Source organism: Ruegeria sp. B1 (assembly GCF_056535885.1).
Genome location: NZ_JBQFJA010000001.1, coordinates 4,209,639 through 4,229,644, shown reverse-complemented (window position 1 = coordinate 4,229,644; position 20,006 = coordinate 4,209,639). Strand labels below are relative to the sequence as shown.

The window sequence follows — 20,006 nt, the reverse complement described above, 5'->3', positions numbered from 1 at the left end:
CATCCGAGGCTCAAGTAACGCATTTCAAATCTCCAATGGTCATTCCATGGCACTATTGTCCAAGTTCAGTTCGGAGAGCGCAATACGCATGCGCCGCAGCCAGAGGGACCACCCCGTTACCGGCCGCAGCGGATCGGTCCATCCCGAAGGCCACCCCATCAGCCAATCCGTGAAGGCAGGGTTTAAGCTCAGCGGATCGGTCGAGTGTTTTTCCCCATTGATCAAGATCACCCGGAAGCGGTGGGAAAAGCGGAATGGTTGGGGCGTCCAGCCTGCGGCTGTCATCAGCTCCCACATCAGCGTCCAGGCGCTGGCCGCGTTCTTGATTCCGATCTGACTGCCTGTCTGGTTCTCGTCCGTTTTGAACTGGATGCCTGCTGGCGATCCCACGATGCAGGCCCGATTGCCTGAGCCCTTGAAGGTCGGCGTGGGCCAAAATGAAGAGCCTTTCGCGGGTATGCGACGCGCCGACTTCCGCCGCTGATACGACGCGCGCTGCAACCCGGTAGCCCATTGCCTGAAGGTCTCGGGTGACGTCCTGGACGTCAAGGGTGAGATGGCCGGGGACGTTTTCAAAGAAGACCCATTCGGGCGCGATCTCTCCCGTGATGCGCGCGACCTCCGGCCATAAGTGGCGGGGGTCGTTCTCGCCTTTTCTGAGACCCGAGAGTGTGAACGGTTGGCACGGATAACCGGCAGTGAGGATATGAACGCGGCCGCGCCATGGTCGGCCGTCGAAGGATTTGAGATCGTCCCAGACAGGTGCCGGTGCCAAGGACGCATCTGCCATCCGCGCCACGAGAGCGGCCGCGGCGAAACTGTTTCGCTCGACAAAGCAAACAGTTCGATATCCGGGTTCTGCGATGTGCAGTCCGAGGTCAAGTCCGCCGACGCCTGCGCAAAGGCTGATGCCGAGAAACTCGTCATGTTTTGCGGTGGGATGAACAGCCACATGGGGCCTCCTTTCCATCGCACTCGGGGTGCTCTGGTTTGGGGCTCGGCGCTGGCCTCATGATATTGATGGACCGACAACGCGGGCATTTGATGGACAATGCGCCCTTCAGCCCGTTCGGCTCCATCTTGAATAATAGTTTTGCACATTGCGTGCATCGGATTTCCTCCTGCCTCATTTAGGCGACTCACCTCAATCTGGCCGTCCCTGTACAGGGTGGAAGCGACCATGAGGCTTCGGCTGGTCGGCGGGGTCGTCTTTGAGAATTTCGGCCCCGTGTTGAGAGGCGTTACAGCGCCCCTTGGCCTTCCTTTAAGAACACGCCGCCCGGACCATGCAGTCCTTTGCTTCTAGCAACTTGCGCAGCCCGGCCGACTTCTCAGGTCCATCGGGCAAAGTGTCGTCCAGGTACTCGGCCAGATCAGCGATCGGGGCGCTGACATCCTGAAGATGCTCGGGCAGATGTGCGCATTCGAAATGCCTCATAATTGGGTTAGCCATGGGGTGTCTCCTTTTCAGACAGGGCGCATTCGGCTTTCAGAGCCCGGCATGTCAGTCGTTTTTGGCGGTCCTGAAGCGCGATGCTGCGATGGGATGTGGGTGGCAGGTCCTTGATGCGATCGGCCAGCTCCACCCGTTCCAAGGCCAACTGCTCGATCTCTTTGATGAGTTGGACAGCGAACAAGGGAAGCGGCGCAGACATCAGAACACCTGAATGCCGAAGATGCTGAAGCCACTGGGCGCGCGGGTCAGCGTGATTTGCGTTGTGATCTTCTGGAATGTGCCGTTGGGCAGCACATGGGTCTTCTCTGCGGCGAGTTCCTCGATCAGATAGAAGCCATAGAAGTGGCCTGATCGGGCAATCAGCGGTAAGCGCCGCCCCGTGCGCATCCAGAGACGCATCATCTCGATCTGGGCGGGACCACCGGGTGAAAGCACCTCCTTGTAGATTGTGGCATCGAGCGTGATCGTGCGATCGCCAGGGCCAAGAAACTGCTTTGTCGGCATGGTCAGGGCGCGATCCCTGCGCGCAATCCGCGCGGTCTCGCGATCCTCAAGTCGTTCGAGAGCTTGGGTATCCAGGGCAATTCGGAAAGGTCCAAGGGCAAAGAGCATGTCAGATCACTCCACATTTGCCGCGTCATCGAGGCTACGCCGCACGGCGCGTTCGGTGGCGGCTCCGGCTTCGCGACCGGCACGCGCCGCAATGGCGCGGTTATCGACCTCCTGCACTCTTGTGATGCTGATCGGCATACTGACCTGCACACTCACATCGATATTCGGATGACTTTCAAAGGTGCTTTCAACGGTCACGTTCGGCTGGGCCGCTTCATATGATTGAGGCTCAGGCCGCGCTTCAGGGCGCAGTGATACCTCTGGCGCCAGGTTGCGCTCTTTGCCTTCGCGGATGGCTTGGGTCAGTGGCGTCAGGGCTTGCTGGATCGCTTCGCCAGCGGCTCGATCAGCCTCATTGGCCGCGTCGACACGAACTCTGTCCAACGCAGCGAGAATGCTGGCCTCGGTGACGCCGTCAGCAGGTGGTGCGCCGGTTGTCTCGGTGAGAGCATCACGCAGAGCTTCTTTGCGAGCGGCCGCGGCGGCGGCTTCTGATTGCGCCCAATCCATTTCCTCTTGAAGGATGGCCAGCTCCTCCCGAATTGGGCGGCGCAGGGTTTCTGCGGTTGGGCCGTCCTTGACGATGGAGAGTTGCTGTTCGAGTGCGGAAATCTGTCCGCCAAGTTCGGCGATATGGGCTGACAGATCAGCCGTGTACTCATCCGTCGCAAGATTACCGCTGTTGGTGCCTTCGCGGAGCTGTTCATCAATCCGGGTTGCTGCGACCTGTGTTTCTTCAGGAAGCGATGTGAAGCCGCGTGTCCCGGAAATCGCGGGCCTTTCCTGCTTGATCTTGTCGCTCCAAAACAGGGTGGGCAGCGCATTCCAAGCCTTGAGTAACCCTTCTGCGTTGATCCATTCATCCCAACCCAGCGGCTCGATGACATAACTCCAAAGAAACTTGCCGAGTTCCCAAGCAAAGAACGCCCAACCAATCGGGCCAATGAAACGTAGCCCAGTCTTGGCAAACCATTTGAGAGGTGTAATAAGCCGCCCCCATCCGGCAGCATTCATCCCAAAGGTGCCAAGCCTACCAGCCATGGCACCCCAACCGATCGCGGGGATCAGCCGCGCCGTCCATTGCAGCGGCTTCACCAGTTTTCCCCACTGCAACATCGTGGCCAACCGACGCCATGGGATCGCCGGTATCAGACTGGCCGTCCAGCGAAGAGGCGCAATCGACCAACGCAGCGGGGTCCTCATTAGACGTGCCAAGCCACGTCCACCACGATACAAACGGGCAATCGACCAGCCCGCACCACGCGCTGCGCGCCCTAACAGCGAGACATTCCTCCCTGCTTTGTCGAACTTCAGGAAGAGCGCGGCGGTGCGCAGGACGCCGCCTTGTATGACGGCAAAGCCAAAGCCCACCACCCGCGTTGCGATCCCGAATGCCAGAAGTGCCGCAGCGCCTTTGACAATGGTGGCGGTCAGCTCAGGGTTTGCGGCAGTCCAGGCGGAGACGGCTTCGACGCCGAAACGGATCTCGCGCATGATGTCGGTGATGATCGGCAGGAGTGCACCGGATGGAAGCAGAACCGCGGACACTGAATTCTTCAGTTGACGCCATTCTTCGTTAAAGCCCTGCATCACGCGCTCGAAATCGTCATCGATGATACCATCTGCGCCAAGGGCCGCAGCCTTGATGCGCTGATACTCTTCCATGTTCGGGATCATCGCCCGTAGGAAATCGAGAACCTGTTTGTCGGCGAAGAGTTCGCCCATCTTGAAGGGATCGCCATCGGTCATTTCCCTGATGACCAGGAGCATGTGTTCGAGAGGATCGGCCCCGCGCTCAAGGGCGATGCGCATTTCCTGTTCGACATCGACGCCGAACTCGCGGAACTTCCTGACCGTATCGGGCGCGGTTATTTTGCCGAGGAAGTTGGTCATGTTGGTGGCCGCCTGATCCTCGGACCCGGCGGATTTCATAGCGACCTGAAGCGCGGCAGAGAGGGAAGCCACGGCGTCCACCCCTTCCATCTTGAGCGATTTGGCCCCAGCAGTGATCTCGGGGAATTTCCGAGCCATTGCCGCCAGTTCGAACGAACCTTCCTTGCCTGACTGGGCCATGATGTCGAAGGCCTGACGCAGCATGTCTGGGGCAACGCCAAGGTTGTCCATCACCGCATACCCGGAACTGGCCATCTGATCGAATTGGGATCTGGTGGCCTTGGCGGCACGGCCGGTCGCGGGCAGGGCCGCAAGGGCCGCGTCCAGGTCCATGCCTCTGCCGACATAGGTGGCCAGACCATCAAGAAGCTGAACGTTCGATTGCCCAGTCAGGGCGCGCAATGCGTTCAGCTCTTGTTGGAGTTGGACGACGCGCTCGCGATCGATCTCGGCGAGGTTGGCAAAGTCGATCAGCCTTTCTTCGAAGTTGCCCGCCTGAATGACCGGCGCACCCAGCGTGACGGCCATGGCGGCAGCACCCATGAGACGCCCTCGGGCTTCGCTGATCCGGCGTTCACTTCGGGAAAGTGCAGCCTCGACCTCATCGGCCGAGAAGCCTGTTCTGATCCTGCGGCCCATCTCCCGCTGCATTTCGCGGGCGCCCTGGGTCATGTTGCGCATCGACTGGCGGACCTTATCGGCCGGGCCTGACCATCCATCCATCAGACGGATCAGCATGGAAAAGCTCAGATCATTCCCGCCCATCTTTCAGTCCCATCTGTTTGTGGATGCGTTGAACCTCCGCGTGGTAAGCGAGTAAATCGTCCCAGTTCTTGTCTAGGAGCTTGTCTTCGTCCCACTTGAAGGCATAGGCGATGTCGGCGATGAGGCTGCGCCACGGGGCAATTCGGGGGGCGATGGCTCGGCTTTCGCGTCGGTGGCGTCTTCCATCCGCTGCTTCAGCATCGCTTCCATCTGCGCGCGCGTTTTCCAACTCGGCCCGCATCTTCTCCGGCAAAAAATCGATGACGGTCTCCGCAAGCTCGGCGAAATCATCCTGATCCAGCTCATCGAGGACGCATTGCGGTTGATCTGTGAAGGGCTGGATCATTCGTTCGAAGAGGAAACCGTTGTCATCCATGGCCTCCTGAAGCCCCTTCACCTCACGCGCCGTCAGGCGGCGCACGGTGATCTTGTCCAGGACCTCACCATCCACCTTGAGCGGATAGGCCAGAGGCACGTCGCGGAACCGGGCTTTGCCGCCTTCGGCGAATTCGATCACGGGAGCCTTTTCAGAGGGTTTCGCATTCTTGGTCATCGTTTTCCCTTCACGTTAAAGCGCTCTATTCGAGGGGTCCAAAACAGGCGCTTGAAACTTGGTTGCGGGGGCAGGATTTGAACCTGCGACCTTCTGGTTATGAACCAGACGAGCTACCGCTGCTCTACCCCGCGCTCAAATCAAAAGCCCAAACCGCCGCGCATGTCGGCCCAGACATCGGTGCCATCAACGATCCCGATGAAGTTCTTCAGGTCGATGTGATGGACCACAGATCCATCGATCACGTGCTTGTAGAAGAGGATCGAGCCGATCCTGTAGTCGGTCGTCGTTTTGGACTGGGCCTGCCAGTTGCCCTGGTCGAGGTTCAGACGGCCGGTGATGCTCATCACCTCGTCTTGCTGCGACCCATCCACCTCAGAGACGCTGACGCCCCGGAAGGTGATCATCTTGTGAACGCCTGGCGCCAGACCGACATGCTTCATCAGCTCGCGCTGGCGGGAATTTAGCTTTATCGACGCTTCCAGCTTTTGCAGGCCAAGGGCCACATCGTATTCGGCAAGCAGACCGCCACCCGTAATAGCTTCCACCTGGTCGCGGACGTTGGGCGGGGTCAGTTCCTCGACTTCGAGATGGGTGGAGTACCCTTCCACGAAGGCGTTGAACTTGCGTAGGACCTGGGTCATTTTTCTCTCCTTGTCAGGACAGGATCAGCGGCCTCAGGCCAGCCGCCCGACCTCGCTGATCGCCTCGCGCGCCAGCTCGGCGTAGTAGTTGGTGTTGCGGTTGAACTGGAAGATCAGCCGTTGAAGCGGTGCCGGGGCTTCGCTGTCGTAGGAGACATAGAGATCGCCATTCAGCCAGGTCTCTCTGGTGTTCAGCGCAGGGTCGATCCAGACTTCATAGCCGATGGTCCAGCCCGCCGCGCGCATGGTGCGCAGGAACCCGTTTACGGTTTCTGCGATGTCGAGGATGAGCTGGGTCGAGAACGGCTTGTCTCGCGCCCAACGATGGGCCTGCGCCACACTGTCCATGATGATGTCATGCACACGCACCACCGGAAGAAACTTGTTAAGCGGCTCGGTCCAGGTGGTCTCGTTGCCCCAGAGCCGGAAACCGCCGTCGCGGATGATGGTCGCGATCTGGTTGCGGGTCAGGTAATCGGCTTCGGTGTCGGGATCGCCGTCCGCATAGTCGATCGGGCGCGCAATGCCGGTAATGCCAAAGAACTCATGGTTCGAGGGCGAATGGTGCGGCCCAAGCGATTTGTCCACACGCAGGATGACACCCGCGACCGAGGCGCTGGCGGGTCTGACAACCGTCTGGCCATTCACAAACCGCTTCACGGCCGGGTCGATCATATAGATGCGGTGCGAGCCCCAGTCCTCGCGGGATTTAAGCGCATCTTCCTTCGTGGTATTTGGCCCGTCTTTCAGGATGATACCGCGACGCCTATCGGCAATGCCCAGCATCTCGGCCACGACTGGATTACGGGCGCCATCGATGCGCTGCGAAGTGAAGCCCGGTGCCAGCATCAGGCGCGGCGTCAGGCCCAGTTCGGATTGCGCGGCCTTGAAAGCATGCACCCCGGATTGGGGCCCGGCCGCACCGACTATATTGGCGATCGTCGCGTTCAGATTGGCCCCTTCCTCGACGCGAACGCCGATTGCATTCACGCCCGTGCCTTCAGCGAAGATCTGCGCGAAGGCATCCTGGCCGGTGCCAGTGGTGCCCATGCCTTCGAGAATCTCAGCGCCGCCCACCAAGGCGAGCGGTTCGTTCATCGGAAACTTGGCATTGTCCGCGTCGGGTGCGGTGAAAGCGATTGCCACGGTCGAGGCCTGCGCCACTTCAACGGGCCGTCCGCCTTTCAGGTTTTCAACCGTCCCGATGCCCTTGTGAAAAGCGACTGGCATGAGCTTACTCCATCTGTCGAGATCGTCTCGTTCATCTGGAGCGTTCCTCGCATGCGCGGACGGGTGGTATTATGGTAGCGCGTGCTACCAAATGACCTTCTTAAACTATCGGGATGCTGACCGGATACACTCGGGTGACTTAATTGCCAAGCCCTATGATTCGATAGTGGTTTGCTTATAGCAGGATTTCACCATGTGTGGGAAAGAAACGCCGTTTCCGTTGGCCGGGGTTACGGCCAAGGCTGCGATCCGCACTAACTTCCCAGGTCCTCGTTTTTGTGTAGTGGTAGCGGGCGGTTCATATGCTCTTGCAGATCAAACGCTGGAACGAAAAAGCCGCTCTTCGGAACGATGCAAGTGATGACTTTATCATAGCGTATCCCGAACCATGCTTCCGGCATGATATGAGACGGGATCAACTCAATGCCGGAAAACTCTGTGTCTGGCCCGGCGTTTGAAGTGAAAATCTGGTCAGCTTTTCGAAGTCCAACTTCATGCGCCACTCCTCCTTTAAAAGGATTAGCCTCCCGCCAGCGCCTGAAGCGCCGCCTGCGCCTCCGAGGCGAACGCGTCCAGCGCGGCTTGCAGCGCTTCATGGGTGGTTGCGGCCTCGACGGCGGCGCAGCCCGAGTCACAAAGGGCAGCGCCCTGTCCGATATGGCCCAGGTATTCTGCGTCTTTGGTGGTGATGGTCTGAGCCATCTCCGTTGGCGTGACGCCGCTGCGTGTCGCTTCCGCTTCAATAAACGCGGTCTGGGCGGGTGCGGCGTTATTCGCCAAGTAGGCTGTTGCGGCGGCTGTCTTTACAGGCCACGTGTCCCGCTCTTCCGGCGTGGCGTTGTCGGTCGCCTGGCGCAGGTAGCTCGCATGCGTGGCATACACCGTAGCCATCGCCTGCGCTTTGGCCTCTTCAAACGGGATCACCGGAACGGCAGGCGCAGCAGGGGCCGTGAATGTCTGACCGTCATAGAGATCGCCGATACAAGCGGCATCGGTGCATTCCACCCAGCCTTCGGGGACGGGCGCATCGGCTTTGATCCGCGCGATATTGGTCACATGGCCATCGGTGATTTCAGCGACAGTCTTCATCAGTAGAACTCCGTGATAACGATTATGCCGTCTGCGCCACCTTGTGCTAAAACGGATCCCCCCACAGAGGCGGCGCCAGCGCCGCCGGTGCCGGGAACCGTGGCGGATTGCCCGGCGCCCCACGCAGATACCGAGTCTGATGGCCCGAAGATGGACCCGCCCGGAGCGTGAAGAAATTCACGGCCGTCGCCGCCCGAGTAGTTGACACGCTGCCCCGGCGATCCGCGATAGTTGATGTGGCCTCCCGATGCAGTTGCTGTCGTTCCAGCACTGGTGTTTCTGCCCCCAATCGCGTGCATCTCCCCAAAACGGGTGGTGCCGCCGGAACCGCCGAAGACGGGACTCTGAAAATCGCTTAAACCGCCGGGCGAACCGCCTGCGCCAATTGTGTAGGTGAACTCCTGAAAAGGGGTTGGTGTTAACCATGCCTCAAACCCGGCACCACCGCCGCCGGGAAGGCCAAGGCGGATTGAGAAGTTTGGATGGGTTGCCGGGAATTCACCTCCCGCGCCGCCACCAACGCCTCTGACATGAAGGGCTTTGCATCCTTCCGGTGTGACATAGATGGCGTCTGCGCCGGAGGTGAGGATTGTGACGGTTGGGGGCTTTACTGCTTCACGCACTTTGTCGAAGTCCACAGCCAATGTGCGGTCCGCGCTCAAGCCGCCGCCGCCAGTCAGGCCGTCTCCGGCGATGACTTTGCGGAATGTCCGTACAAAAGCAGACGCATTGAGGCCATCGAGCTTGTCAGCGTCCAATTCGGACCCGGCACCATGCACCGTGAGTAGCTTCGCCAGAACATCTTCCGCCGTGTACGTGTCTGCCGAAACGAACGCGGTGCTGGCGTCGATCTGGATGACCAAGTTCTCCAAATCCGAGAACACCACGTTGATGCGCAGATGCGCCGAGACTGTATTGACCGGCTTGTTGACCGGCGGGTCATAATGGGCGACGGCGATCATGTCGCCATCCGCATCGAAGAGACCGGCCTCTCGGATCACAAACGGCCCTTCATCCTCGGCCAGCAGGATCTCGAAGAACGCCGTATTCAGCGCGCCGGCCGTCACGCCTTGCGCCGCCACAGGCTTGCGGCCCTGTTCGTTCTCAAGCGCAATCTCACCGCCCGCCGGAATACGGGCACCATCGCCCCATGCGATCTCGGTAATCGCCAGCGGCGATGCACTGGCCAGCGCTGCCGCTTCCTTGTTGCGCCCCACGTTGGTGAGCATTGCGTAAGATGCCATGTCGTCAGCCTCCGATTTCCACGCGCAGGCGGGTGTGCGCCACCACCGCATATTTAGATTGCGCCGTCAGAACCGGCGGGGGCGGCACGTCCGCCGCCGCCTCGGCCCTGATGGCTGTGTGTTGAAATGCCCCGACATGAGCGGGGGCATTGATTTGCGCGCCAATGCCCAAGTTGAAACTGCGCGACTTGGGTTTTGTCTTCAGAATGATCTCGCGCATTTCCGATAGCTTGGAGTGATCCAACCCCGCTTGGTCAGATATAAACAACGTGACATCAAAACTACCGCGTTTGCCCACGGGAACCTTTTGCCACCATTCTTCGATTTCCACTTGAAATCCGTGGGGTTCGAGCGCGTCTTCCAGCGCAGAAAGGACGCCCTTTTTCCGATGCACGGTGGGAGACGCGGCGATTGCAGCGCGTTTTTCAGCCACTGACCATTCGTCGTTCCAAACATCAACGGACGTCGCCCAAGCAAGCCAAGGCAATAGTGTTTCGGGACAATCCCAAGGGTTCCAGATGGAACTAACCATCAACGATATGTTCTCAATGCGCTCAAAAAGCGTTTCCACCGCTGCACGCTCCAGAGGGGTCGCGTTCTTTGGCAGGACTTGGCGCACAAGTTGTTCAATCAAGGTCGCCATCCTTCCGCGACTACCTCGGCAGTGATGACAGGATCGCCGAGAAGTTCTGCGTAACCTTTGGAACCGGGTAGAATGTCGGCGGCGGGTTTGGTGAGATCGATCTCTTGCACTCCGGGCACCTTCATTGCTGCGGCGATGCCGATCCGCTGGACGCGGGCACCAATGCGCCGGCGTGAGGCCACATAGATCAGGACGGAGGCAAGCGCTTCAGCGATCACCGCTTCTGGTGATGGGCCGGCATCGAAAAGCAAGTTCGCCTCGATCTCATAGCCGTTGCTTTGTGCAGGCTCGATCCGCACGTTGTCACCGATCGGGCGTACGTCCTTGCGACAGGCTGCGTGCCAGGCGCGGTCAAGCAAGGCCTGATCGCTGGCGCCATAGGCAGCCTTGGGCAACGTCACGATCAGAACTTCCGGAGCCAGAACGGGATCACCAGTGGCGCGGTTGTCAAAGGGCGCTGCGCGCAGACCTACCGTATAGGCATCGGCATGGAGCCCTTCAGTATAGGTGGCATTGTCGTCCTCGGAATAGACCGCGACATCGGCGATATCCGCCACCCCGTCCAGTTCCAAGACATGAAAGATATAGCCGCCTTCAGGACCGGCCGTGGAAAATGCTTCGGGAGCTAGCGCAATCCGAGCCCGGAAATCCTCGTCGCCTTCCAGTACCTCAGCGACGGGCGGCACTGCGTCGGGATCCGCCGGTGTGACGATCAAGCGAACGATGCCGTAATAGGTGGCGGCGATGTGGTCGAGTTCCGGGCCTTGTGCATCGGCAAGGATCAAGGCCCTGATCTGATCGTTGGCTTCAGCATAGAGTTGAACAATACGCTCGGCAAAGGCCTCATAGATCACATGCAGCGGATCGCTTTCGAGGTGGATGACGTCAGAGAGATCGAGCCCATAGGTCTCGGCCCGGCGGAGCAAACGCTCCTTCAGCTCCGCGAGCTCATCCTCAAAGCTCAAGCTCTTGATGACATCGAGCGTGGGCAGGGCGGCCATGTTGATCGGGGTGAAACGGCTCATGCGGGCACCTCGAATTCGCGCGCGATGCCGGTGGCGGTCTCGGTCACATCGACCACGAGCTGACCGTCACCATTCTCATCAATGTGAACCAGGCGAAAGCCATTCAACTCGACGCGCGGCTCGAAGGCGTCGATTGCTTCGGCGATGGCTACATAGTGATCAAGGATGGTCTCGCGGTTGCCGGGCTTGTCCAAGAGGTTCTTGCCTTCAGAGCCAAAGCTCCGCCTTTCCACACGCGTGCCAAGCCGCGTTGTGAAGATCACCCCGAGGGATTGGGCAATGTGATCCCATTCCTCAAGGCGACGCCCGGTATGCCGACACATCCCCGCCATAACGCCTTAGCTCTTTTCCTTGGCAGGCTTCGTGACAGGCGCAGGATCAGCGAGGTTGTTCGCGCTGCGCGTGTCCGATTTCTTCTTCTTCAGGATGTGAGGCACATAGTATTTCGCCTCTTCCTCGGTCATCTCGACCTCTTCATTCTTTTTCTTCAGGTGCGGCCCAATCCATGAAGGGCACTGAAGCACATAGGTGTGCTTGACCAGCTTGGGGTCGGGTTTGGTTGCAGGGTCAGCCATGGTTTTCTCCTCAGAGTGGGGTTCCGGTTTGAGCGGGACCAGGGTTGATCCCGCCATGCTTGTGAGTGCTACCGATGTTGATGCCGTTGTGGGTTACGGTACCGCCGGTGATGGCCATGCCGCCTTCGGTGATCTCGACTGACACACCGCCCACCTGCATTGTTACGCCGCTCCCGGTGATCTCGACCGACACACCGTCCACCTGAATTGTTGCGCCGCCTGCGACCACGGTCACTGTGACCGAGCCCAGCGTGAACACGGCTGCATCGCCATTGCCTGAGGGCGCGGCATTCTCATCGGTGAAGCCACCATGCACAGCGAGCGATTTCTCATCGATCTCGCCTGCGGGCGAAAGCACGGTCATCAGTTCGCCCTTGCTTGGCGGGTTCCAGGTCTTCCGCGCGCCGGCGCGTTCGGTCCATCTGATCCAGGGCGTCGGCAAGGCGTTGTCGTCGTCACCGATATCGACCTTCACCCGCTGGTTGGCCGGGTCCACATCCACAACCCGGCCCGATCGGATCATATTGGCCTGACGGCGGCGATCCTCGGCAATCTGGCCTTGCATGCGGGCAATGATGCGAGCGACATCTGCCATCAGGTCCCCTCCGGCAGAATGGTGATGTCGATTTCCTCGGCGGTTTCGACCTCTTGAGGGATGACCGCACCCGGATCGTCAGCAGCGAGCCCTTTGGATTTGCCCAGCGTGAGTGCTTGCGTCCAGGACACCGAATGCAGCGAAATCCCGTGATCGTCGATGTCGCCAGAATAGAGCGCATCGAGGCGCAGGTTCGCAGGCAGACCAACACCAAGCCCGTTTGAGAAGCGGTTCACCTCGATCTCTTCGGCAACGGCTTGGGCGAGATCAACGCCTTCGGTGGCGCGGTTCCTGCCATCTGTCATCACAAAGACGGCAAAGGCCCCTTCATAACGGCGCGTGTCATCAGGTTTGGGCTGCGTACGCGGGGCCCCAAGAAAGGCAACGCGCAGCGCGGGGGCTTTGAAGCTGCGCCGGGTGATCTCATCAGCATTGAAGCGGCCGGGGCTCACATCGATGTCGCGCACATCCTTGAAGGCTTCAGCGTCTGTCAGATTGGCTTTGATGGCATCCAGAAGATCGGAGATTTTCATTTGAGAACCTCCGCGATGAAGTCGGCAACTACCTCTTCGATTTCCTGCGCGTTCTGCGGGCTGATCCCCAGATAGGGACGTGCCGGCATGGTGACACTTTTGGCGAAAACCTTTCTATTGCCGCTCATGAAGGCGAGTGTCTTGGCACTCTTAGCCTTGATGATCCCACCGAAATGATGAATGGCTGCATAGATCAGCGGCGATCCGACCGTGACCTGTCCAAGTCCAGCCTGATAGTCGATGCTGTCATGCAAAGCACCCGACGCATAGAGCGGAGCGGAACCTCGGCGATTGTGGGGCCACAGCTCACCATTGGGACCGATCTTCTCAGACTGAATGCGCCGCCGGGTTTGAAGCTGGCACAAGCGGCCAATCACATCCATCAACTCAAGCCGGTCCCAACCGGTCACACGCTCGATCGCTTGGGTGGCGCGGTCTAGCCCGGTGAGCTGCATTTCGACGGCAAGATCACTCATCAGCTACGCCCCCGTCCAAAGAGCCGCGGCCGAGATGTGAAGTCAGCGCCGGAAGAGGTCCCGTTCTCGGAACCAGGAACAGCGGCGCTCGGTTCATCCTTGCCCAATCCGGCATAGCCTTTGCTGATCTTGGTAAGCAAAGCGATGGCCTGTTCGTAGCGCGTTTCGATCGTGTTGGTCAGGCGTGTGTGGGAATTGGCCAGCACATAAACGGCGATGTCGATGCAAGGGCGCCGCAGCGTCTTTGGCTGCGTGCCCAGGGGAAGCGTGTAGCGTGTGGAGAGATAACCATCGATCTCGGCTGATGCATCGACCAGGGCCTGATCGACTGCCCCATCGGGATCGAAATCAGGATCATCTCCATCCACGGGCGTGATGTCCGCGAGGAACTCGGCTCCGTAGATTAATCTGATATCGTCGCGGGTGGCGTACATCGCATTCTCTCCGAAAGGTGCCCGTCTCTCCGGGCTGTCACGTCCATTCCTCAGACGTTGCAGGCTCCAACTCGCGTGGGCCGCGCCTACTCAGAACTGCACCGTGGGGCGGGCTTTCGCTTGTTCCCGGTGTTTCCCTCTGGCTCGCGATCGTTCCTTTCGCTCAGGAATTAGTCGGTGATCTCTTTGACCTTCAGAACCGGGTCGTTCTGGATCGCCTTTTTCTGTTTCTCGTCGATCTTTGAGACATCGACGCGGGTGCCTTCGGGCGTGAAGCGCAGACCGGCGCGGCGGCGCGGCTTGCCGTGGGTGGTCGAGATCAGCACGAAAGGGCCTTCGCTCTCGTCGGTATCGGATTTGTCCTTGGATTTGGTCTGGGCTTTGAGGGCCATGGTGTTTCGCTCCTTGAGGTGGTCGGCTGAATGAAGCGGGCCGGGAATGCGCAACCGACCCGCTCTGACAACCGGCCAGCGTTAGCTGATCCAGGGGGTCATAAGGATTTCGGCTTTGCCGTAATTGGTGTTGTCTTTGCCGCCGGTGGTGCGCTTGACCTTCAGGATTTCTTCGGCCTTGTCTTCAAGGTCCGGCGGGATCACCAGCAGATTGGGCACAATGTTCAAAGTACGTCCCTCATCGCCTTTGAGGTTGGCCATTGCAGTACGCGCAGCGCTGAAGTTCTCAGCCGTCAGTGGGGCTTTGGAAGCAAAGGCCAGTTGCCAGAAGGAATACCCAGCCGCGCCGCGAGAACGTGCACCGTAGATGTATTCATCCTTCATGAAGACGTGATCGGATGTTCCGGCATCATCCAGCGCATCCAGCTCGGCCTTGATGCGCTCTTGGTAGATGATCGGTTTCACCGCTTTAATGGTGCAAAGCAGATACCAGGTTGGACCTGCGCCATCCTGCATGTTAGAAACTGAAGTCTCTTCACCGTCCACCATCACAGGGTGATCAGTGTCAAAGAAGTTCTGACCATCGTAGCAGGCAACTTCAAAGCCCTTTTTCAAAGCCTCGAAACAGAGTTCGTCGGGATGTTCGGCTACGGCAGTGCCCAGACCCTTTGCAGCCATGGAGTAGGTGCCGAGCTGATCGTCCTCGATGGCTTCGCGCTTGACGGCGAAGGTGTCTTCGAATTTCTCGTTCTTCAGCGTGTAGGCTTCGACGTTCAGCCGCTTAATGCGACGCTCATCGATCCACTTTTTCATGCCGGGGATTTGCGCCAGCCAGGCATAGGTCTCGATGGATGTGGTGGAATTGACCTTCTCGGCAATCATCGACCATTTCGGCTCGGCCGCGTCAAACGCGCCCTGGAAGATGGCTTTGAAGCCGGTGGTCATCCGGTTCAGGATTTCGCGTGTGACGCGCTTTGCAACGGGCATGAGGGTGTCCTCTTCAGCTAAGGGTGGTCAGGCGGAAAGGATCAGATCGTGATCCAGACATTCGCCCCTTCAATCGCGCGGACACGGCCCGCTTTCGCGCGCGCGCCGCCGCCATCGGTTTTGGCAACGGTTTCGTCATCGATGACAAAGCAGTCTTTGCCGATTTCGGTGCGGGTGATCTCGTCAGCGCCAGCGGCACCGCGAAACAGGAACGTGCCGGAGCGCGCGTTGACATGGCTGTCGCCTGCGGTCTCATCGGCGGTGTCGGTGGCAACACCAACGCAGATGGCTGCGGCGCTTTCAAAGCCGGGCTTGGCATAGCCTGCGTCAAGGACAACCAGCGTGCCCTTGTTGATCTTGACAGCAGCCGCAAGCTCGTAGGCGAAAACATCGCCTTCGCGCATTTCGGTGTTGCGTTCAGTTGTGGTTGACATGGATCAGGTCCTTTTGTGAGCGGGCTCTGGGCGGTGCGGCGATCAGGATTTCTGCGCTGCAAGCTGTTTGGCGAAGTCCTCTTCGGAGACGCCAAGCGTGGCGCACATCTCGCGATCTTCATCGCTCAGCCCGTGGGCGCTGGTGGATTTGTCATCGAGGTTCGACGGGTCGGTGATCTTGGGCAGGGTTTCGGTCAGCTTCTTGACCTCTTCGAACCCGTCGTCGCTGGCCATCGCCAGGGCGACATAGTGATCCTTCGACGCCGGCGCGATCTTGCCCGCGCTCACAGCCGACGCGATCATTGTTTCTACCTCGTCCTTGCGAGCCGATTCCTGCGCCTCGGTCAGTTTTCCTTCGGCTTCTTCGGCACGGGCCAGCACACGATCATAGTCGGCACGCGGCATGAAATCCTTCGTGGACGGCGTGGACTGGGAAGCCTTGGCCGTTTCCAGTTCCTGATCCTTGTGCCGGATGGCGGTCAGGATTTGCTCTTCGGTGGCGTCGTCAGACAGGCCAAGCGCCTTGGCGATTTCTTTCAACATGGGGGTGTCTCCGGGTTTGGTGGCGCGTGCACGCGCGAGGGCCTTCATCTGAAAGGCAGGACGATTGACGAGGGCGACGGCATCCAGCATCGCGATCTCGCCGGTTTTCTTGTTCACGCGGAATTCCGGGCTGAGGAAGCGCCATTCCCGATCGGCGATCTGCTTGGCGGCACGGACGGTCCAGGCGACACGCGCCCAAATCTCGCCGTCGCGCACTTCCAGCTCTTCGATCCAGCCCGCGGCGGTCTGATCGCCGTTCTCTTCCGGCATGAAGGATGAGAGGTGATCGTAATCGACAAGGATCGGCTTGGCGTTCGAGGCGCGCTGCGCGTCCACGAAAGCCTGAGGATCGCCCATCTTGAAGACGCGACCATCGACGGTGGCCAGCTCAGGACCGGCCGGAAAAATCTGTACCCAGTCCGGCGCTCCGTCCTTGCCTGCATCGCTGGATGTATCGAAGGCTAGGGCGCGTTCGAGGAAATGCGTTTCACCCTCATCACGGGAGGCCAGATGGGAGACAAAAAGCGGGGCTGTCGGATGCGTATTCATGGATCATGCCATGAACCATGCTTCCAGACCCCGCATGGGTAGCGCGTGCTACCAAACCGAGGCAATCAGCCAGAATCTAGGGGAAGTCGGAACTTGGCCAAGTCATAGGACGCGGCAAGCGTTTTTGAAAGCCTTTTGAAAGCGTTTGAAGGCTCGTCCGGGGTTTTCAGGTATGGGTGGGGCCAATTCGAAAGGAAGGCCGCTCACGGGGCCTCTGAAGCGATCTGGTGTTCTGGGGGAAATTCGAGGCCGGAAGGTCACAACATCCTTCGCGAGATATACCCGGCTCTGTATGGCTCGACCTCACGAAATGTGTACCACAGAGGCAGCCGGAATTCAATCCATCGGGATTTGGCGGTCGGTAGGCCCATATTGCTCCGGACGGATGCGCCGGAAGCTCTTGAGGTAGATCTCCCGCCTGTCCTTGGTGATGTGCAGGATCGCCGCCCAGGGCTTTCCCTCGACCAGAAGCTGAAGGATGAATTCTTTGTCCGACGTCGCGTCCTCAAAGAGCTGACCCTCTTCGACGATCTGTTGCACGAGGGCATAATCGTCGGATGAAATCTGCGCGCGTTTGGCGATCTGCTTATGGGCATCGGCGTTCGAGAAAAGCACCGTGCGCGTCTTGGTGCCGATCAACTCCTGGACACGATCGGGCAGGATTGCCACGGGCAAGGCCATACGACCGTGCTCGATATTGCCGGGGCTGCGATCAGATGCACCGCGATAGGGCAGTTCACCCCGCGCCAAAGCCTGAAAGTGCTTCGCGCCCACCAGGTCCTGGACGGCAACGCGGCGGGCATTCTGGGGCAGAGCGTCGAGCCGATCGGCAAGAAAGCGGCGCAGATTGTTTGCGCGGGTGGCTCCGGGATTGGTCTGCCAGCCCGGATCGATCCCTTCTGGCACGTCGAAACGCTCGCCCGTGACCTTATTCGTCCAAGGGCGCGTGACCACCTGCGGCCCCGGTGTTTCGGGATCATAGCCAAGCGCCTCAGCCTCGCGCCGGGAAATCTGGCGGACCCGGCATTGGCAAAGCCAGCCGTTGGGTGGGTAGTGCGTCGTCCAGAATGGGTGATCGACGGGAAGAATGATCCCGACCCATGCCTGATGATGAAGACGCTTGTTCTCCGCAGTGGACAACTCATAGATCAGGAAGGGCAGCCCGCGCTTTGTGCGCTGGATGCGCTCCCATTCGCCCGCAGCCCGTGCTGTCGTGGTGTTTGCCCAGTAGATCGTGCGCAGACGGCGCAGGCTTCCGAGCTGGACAAGCTGCTTGCCATTCGGTCCATCCACGACCTGACGGCCCCACCAGCCTTTCTGGCGCAGGGTTGGCTCAAGTTGATCGACGAATTCGCCATAAGAGCCAAACTTGCCGATCGCATCGCGGGTCGCGGCGCGAATGTCGTCCAGGATGTCAAAACCTGCAGATTTCGCGACGGTGAACGAAACGGCATGTTCGTGGGGAGCGAAGTCGCGCCAGTCAAAGCTCGGCTGATTACCCTTAGCGTCGAAGTACCGTGTGACCTCTTCAGGTGCTTCGCTGAAGACGGGATCAGCCATCGATGTCGCCGTCGCCGCGAGCTTTCATCATCTGCGTGGCCAGCCGTGCGGCCAGCACTTCGACATCAGGCGACACGTTGTCCAGGCTGGCTAGAAACGTCTCATAGCTTTCGGCCGACTTGGCGGCGGCAAGGATTTGAGCGACAACAGGCCCGACATCCGCCTCCCATTGATCGAGCGCTTCCGCGACAAGTTGATCCTCTTCGCGAGCGGCCGCAGCGCGATGGGACTGAAAGGCGCGCTCTGATCCCGGCCCAGGCACCACGTTGGACAGTGCCGCTGTGCCCATCTGCAAGACGGGTTCGCCTTCGTCCGGCACCCGGAACCCCATGCGCTTGTTCACATCGGCTGAAGCCACGCGCAGCCCCAGCGGCACCAATGTACCAAGCGAGCTGGTCAGGGCTTCGAGGTCTTCAGGATCTTCGACCGGGAAGCTGCAGTTCGGCGGTAGCCGATCCCAACCCCAGTTTAGGCCCACGAAGGGCGCGATCAGATCACGCTTGATCGTTGTCCCCATCTGGCGGGCGTCGGCTTTCTTGATGTCACCGCGCACCTCGTCATGGGTTTCCGACTGGGCGCGGCTTGATCCCTCGTCGGTGGTCATGGTCTGGCCGATGATCGCCTTCGACATTTGCTTGTCGAGATATTCGGTCATCGCCCCGAAGACGGCATTGCCCTGACCACCCTTGGCCTCAATAAAGCTAATCTCCATGCCCTTCGGGATTATTGCTGCCGCGTCTGATCCGAGATCACGCACGGCACGCAAAAGGATGCGCTTCTCTTCGGCGCTGGCGGTGTCGTCATAACGACCCAAGCGCAGCGGCATGCCAAAGACTTCCAAAAACGCCGCCCAATCCTGAAGCGTGTAGGATTTCAGCATGAAGCACCACGCGGCGATCCGCGCGATGCCGCCGCGCACGGTCAGCCCGGATTTGAGCTTCGGACGATGCACGATCCAGCCATAGGGGTTGAGCTCAAGCCCATCCTGATTGCCATCATCACGGATGCGCAGCTCGCGCCCAGTACGCTTGTCGAATTGGAAGTGACGCGGGTCGCGGTGGATGTATTCTGCCGGCGTCCAGCGATCGGCCCCGGTTTCCCAAATGACCTCAATGGCGGAATAGCCCTTCGCGATCCCGTCGAGCGCATCGTCCACCATATCAGCAAATTCCGGCGCCTGGATCAGATCTTCGACAGCCGTTGCGATTTCCTTGTCGGTGGCGTCGTCACTGGCCGGTGTGACGATCGGCTCAATACCAGACACGGCGCGCTTGCGCTGGCCCAGCACCGAAGCGTAATGGCCGTCGCGCTCTTCCATTTCCTCGGCCAGGACAAGGAAGTCGTGATTGTCCCCTTCGTTCGCCGCCCTCAAGAGCGAGGCAAGTTTTCTGGGGTCAAGGCCACCGGCAACGCTATCGGCCCAGACCGAGCGCACGCCCGTGCTAGTGGGCGGGGCCTGTTCTTCGGTGAGTACCGCAACCTGAAACGGCTTGCCGTCAGGGCCAAGCACCGATGATTTCCGAGTTGGAGCCTTAGCCATGTTCTTTCCTCAGTGCAGATGGGGCGAGACCGGCGGAGCGCATTCCGCCCAATGGGTCACATATTGTGCTTCGGCATACCCAAAGTCATTGTCGTCCCAGACGCGTAGAAGCCCACCATCGGCTGCGCACATTTCGCGACGATCCAGTTCGCCGAACACCGCGTATTCGCCCGCGCAGTCTTCGATCCAGAAAAGGGCCTTGCCGCCGGGGTAAGTGTCCATGGGTTGCCAAAC

Annotated in this window: 27 protein-coding genes, 1 tRNA gene and 1 pseudogene; all 29 read right to left on the bottom strand. The window is 59.7% G+C overall.

Features of this window, described 5'->3' with window-relative positions; all coding sequences use genetic code 11:
- Nucleotides 1-39: 39 nt before the first annotated feature.
- Nucleotides 40-390, bottom strand: a complete 351-nt coding sequence (locus ACR3ES_RS21005) for a hypothetical protein (RefSeq protein ID WP_480425581.1) — start codon at nt 388-390, stop codon at nt 40-42.
- A gap of 85 nt (nt 391-475) precedes the next feature.
- Nucleotides 476-970 (bottom strand): annotated as a pseudogene (locus tag ACR3ES_RS21000) (DNA cytosine methyltransferase); the annotation flags it as partial.
- On the bottom strand, nt 924-1,130 hold the full coding sequence (locus tag ACR3ES_RS20995) for a Com family DNA-binding transcriptional regulator (RefSeq protein WP_480424433.1): 207 nt from the start codon (nt 1,128-1,130) through the stop codon (nt 924-926). The pseudogene ACR3ES_RS21000 and the gene ACR3ES_RS20995, both read right to left, overlap by 47 nt.
- A 134-nt stretch (nt 1,131-1,264) precedes the next feature.
- Nucleotides 1,265-1,453, bottom strand: coding sequence for a hypothetical protein (locus ACR3ES_RS20990; protein ID WP_480424432.1), 189 nt, complete (start codon nt 1,451-1,453; stop codon nt 1,265-1,267).
- Nucleotides 1,446-1,655 (bottom strand): hypothetical protein, encoded by a 210-nt coding sequence (locus ACR3ES_RS20985; RefSeq protein ID WP_480424431.1) that lies wholly within the window; start codon nt 1,653-1,655, stop codon nt 1,446-1,448. Before ACR3ES_RS20985 ends, ACR3ES_RS20990 begins: the two co-directional genes overlap by 8 nt.
- Entirely contained in the window at nt 1,655-2,068 is a 414-nt protein-coding gene (locus ACR3ES_RS20980; protein ID WP_480424430.1) for a phage tail protein, read from the bottom strand. Before ACR3ES_RS20980 ends, ACR3ES_RS20985 begins: the two co-directional genes overlap by 1 nt.
- A gap of 6 nt (nt 2,069-2,074) precedes the next feature.
- Nucleotides 2,075-4,726, bottom strand: coding sequence for a phage tail tape measure protein (locus ACR3ES_RS20975; RefSeq protein ID WP_480424428.1), 2,652 nt, complete (start codon nt 4,724-4,726; stop codon nt 2,075-2,077).
- Nucleotides 4,713-5,279, bottom strand: a complete 567-nt coding sequence (locus ACR3ES_RS20970; RefSeq protein ID WP_480634749.1) for a phage tail assembly protein — start codon at nt 5,277-5,279, stop codon at nt 4,713-4,715. Before ACR3ES_RS20970 ends, ACR3ES_RS20975 begins: the two co-directional genes overlap by 14 nt.
- A gap of 59 nt (nt 5,280-5,338) precedes the next feature.
- A tRNA-Met gene (locus tag ACR3ES_RS20965) sits at nt 5,339-5,413 on the bottom strand.
- A gap of 6 nt (nt 5,414-5,419) precedes the next feature.
- Nucleotides 5,420-5,923 carry a phage major tail tube protein gene (locus ACR3ES_RS20960; RefSeq protein ID WP_480424425.1) on the bottom strand — a complete coding sequence of 168 codons (504 nt, stop codon included), beginning with the start codon at nt 5,921-5,923 and terminating at the stop codon, nt 5,420-5,422.
- 33 nt (nt 5,924-5,956) lie between these two features.
- Nucleotides 5,957-7,153 (bottom strand): phage tail sheath subtilisin-like domain-containing protein, encoded by a 1,197-nt coding sequence (locus ACR3ES_RS20955; RefSeq protein WP_480424423.1) that lies wholly within the window; start codon nt 7,151-7,153, stop codon nt 5,957-5,959.
- A gap of 254 nt (nt 7,154-7,407) precedes the next feature.
- Nucleotides 7,408-7,656, bottom strand: a complete 249-nt coding sequence (locus ACR3ES_RS20950; protein WP_480493550.1) for a hypothetical protein — start codon at nt 7,654-7,656, stop codon at nt 7,408-7,410.
- A gap of 16 nt (nt 7,657-7,672) precedes the next feature.
- Nucleotides 7,673-8,242, bottom strand: coding sequence for a hypothetical protein (locus tag ACR3ES_RS20945; RefSeq protein ID WP_480424422.1), 570 nt, complete (start codon nt 8,240-8,242; stop codon nt 7,673-7,675).
- Nucleotides 8,242-9,486, bottom strand: a complete 1,245-nt coding sequence (locus tag ACR3ES_RS20940; RefSeq protein ID WP_480424420.1) for a phage tail-collar fiber domain-containing protein — start codon at nt 9,484-9,486, stop codon at nt 8,242-8,244. Before ACR3ES_RS20940 ends, ACR3ES_RS20945 begins: the two co-directional genes overlap by 1 nt.
- A 4-nt stretch (nt 9,487-9,490) precedes the next feature.
- Nucleotides 9,491-10,120 carry a phage tail protein I gene (locus ACR3ES_RS20935; RefSeq protein ID WP_480424419.1) on the bottom strand — a complete coding sequence of 210 codons (630 nt, stop codon included), beginning with the start codon at nt 10,118-10,120 and terminating at the stop codon, nt 9,491-9,493.
- Complete coding sequence (locus ACR3ES_RS20930; protein ID WP_480424418.1) at nt 10,117-11,154, bottom strand: baseplate assembly protein; 1,038 nt, start codon at nt 11,152-11,154, stop codon at nt 10,117-10,119. Before ACR3ES_RS20930 ends, ACR3ES_RS20935 begins: the two co-directional genes overlap by 4 nt.
- Nucleotides 11,151-11,477, bottom strand: a complete 327-nt coding sequence (locus ACR3ES_RS20925) for a GPW/gp25 family protein (protein ID WP_480493552.1) — start codon at nt 11,475-11,477, stop codon at nt 11,151-11,153. Before ACR3ES_RS20925 ends, ACR3ES_RS20930 begins: the two co-directional genes overlap by 4 nt.
- Before the next feature lie 15 nt (nt 11,478-11,492).
- Nucleotides 11,493-11,729, bottom strand: a complete 237-nt coding sequence (locus ACR3ES_RS20920) for a hypothetical protein (RefSeq protein ID WP_480424414.1) — start codon at nt 11,727-11,729, stop codon at nt 11,493-11,495.
- 10 nt (nt 11,730-11,739) lie between these two features.
- Entirely contained in the window at nt 11,740-12,324 is a 585-nt protein-coding gene (locus tag ACR3ES_RS20915; protein WP_480424413.1) for a phage baseplate assembly protein V, read from the bottom strand.
- Nucleotides 12,324-12,857, bottom strand: a complete 534-nt coding sequence (locus ACR3ES_RS20910; protein ID WP_480424411.1) for a hypothetical protein — start codon at nt 12,855-12,857, stop codon at nt 12,324-12,326. The genes ACR3ES_RS20915 and ACR3ES_RS20910 overlap by 1 nt, the downstream gene beginning before the upstream one ends.
- Nucleotides 12,854-13,333, bottom strand: coding sequence for a phage virion morphogenesis protein (locus ACR3ES_RS20905; RefSeq protein ID WP_480424410.1), 480 nt, complete (start codon nt 13,331-13,333; stop codon nt 12,854-12,856). The genes ACR3ES_RS20910 and ACR3ES_RS20905 overlap by 4 nt, the downstream gene beginning before the upstream one ends.
- Nucleotides 13,333-13,767, bottom strand: coding sequence for a gp436 family protein (locus ACR3ES_RS20900; protein ID WP_480424408.1), 435 nt, complete (start codon nt 13,765-13,767; stop codon nt 13,333-13,335). Before ACR3ES_RS20900 ends, ACR3ES_RS20905 begins: the two co-directional genes overlap by 1 nt.
- Before the next feature lie 170 nt (nt 13,768-13,937).
- Nucleotides 13,938-14,159 (bottom strand): hypothetical protein, encoded by a 222-nt coding sequence (locus ACR3ES_RS20895; protein ID WP_480424406.1) that lies wholly within the window; start codon nt 14,157-14,159, stop codon nt 13,938-13,940.
- A gap of 81 nt (nt 14,160-14,240) precedes the next feature.
- The gene (locus tag ACR3ES_RS20890) at nt 14,241-15,146 is read right to left on the bottom strand and encodes a Mu-like prophage major head subunit gpT family protein (RefSeq protein WP_480424404.1); all 906 of its coding nucleotides are present in this window, start codon (nt 15,144-15,146) and stop codon (nt 14,241-14,243) included.
- Nucleotides 15,147-15,187: 41 nt separating this feature from the next.
- Complete coding sequence (locus tag ACR3ES_RS20885) at nt 15,188-15,580, bottom strand: hypothetical protein (RefSeq protein ID WP_480424402.1); 393 nt, start codon at nt 15,578-15,580, stop codon at nt 15,188-15,190.
- A gap of 42 nt (nt 15,581-15,622) precedes the next feature.
- Nucleotides 15,623-16,672 (bottom strand): phage protease, encoded by a 1,050-nt coding sequence (locus ACR3ES_RS20880; RefSeq protein ID WP_480424400.1) that lies wholly within the window; start codon nt 16,670-16,672, stop codon nt 15,623-15,625.
- Nucleotides 16,673-17,008: 336 nt separating this feature from the next.
- Entirely contained in the window at nt 17,009-18,232 is a 1,224-nt protein-coding gene (locus ACR3ES_RS20875; protein WP_480424398.1) for a phage head morphogenesis protein, read from the bottom strand.
- Nucleotides 18,225-19,772, bottom strand: a complete 1,548-nt coding sequence (locus ACR3ES_RS20870; protein ID WP_480424397.1) for a DUF935 domain-containing protein — start codon at nt 19,770-19,772, stop codon at nt 18,225-18,227. The genes ACR3ES_RS20875 and ACR3ES_RS20870 overlap by 8 nt, the downstream gene beginning before the upstream one ends.
- 9 nt (nt 19,773-19,781) lie before the next feature.
- Nucleotides 19,782-19,994: a hypothetical protein gene (locus ACR3ES_RS20865; RefSeq protein WP_480581941.1), complete on the bottom strand. Its 213-nt coding sequence runs from the start codon at nt 19,992-19,994 to the stop codon at nt 19,782-19,784.
- Nucleotides 19,995-20,006: the final 12 nt, after the last annotated feature.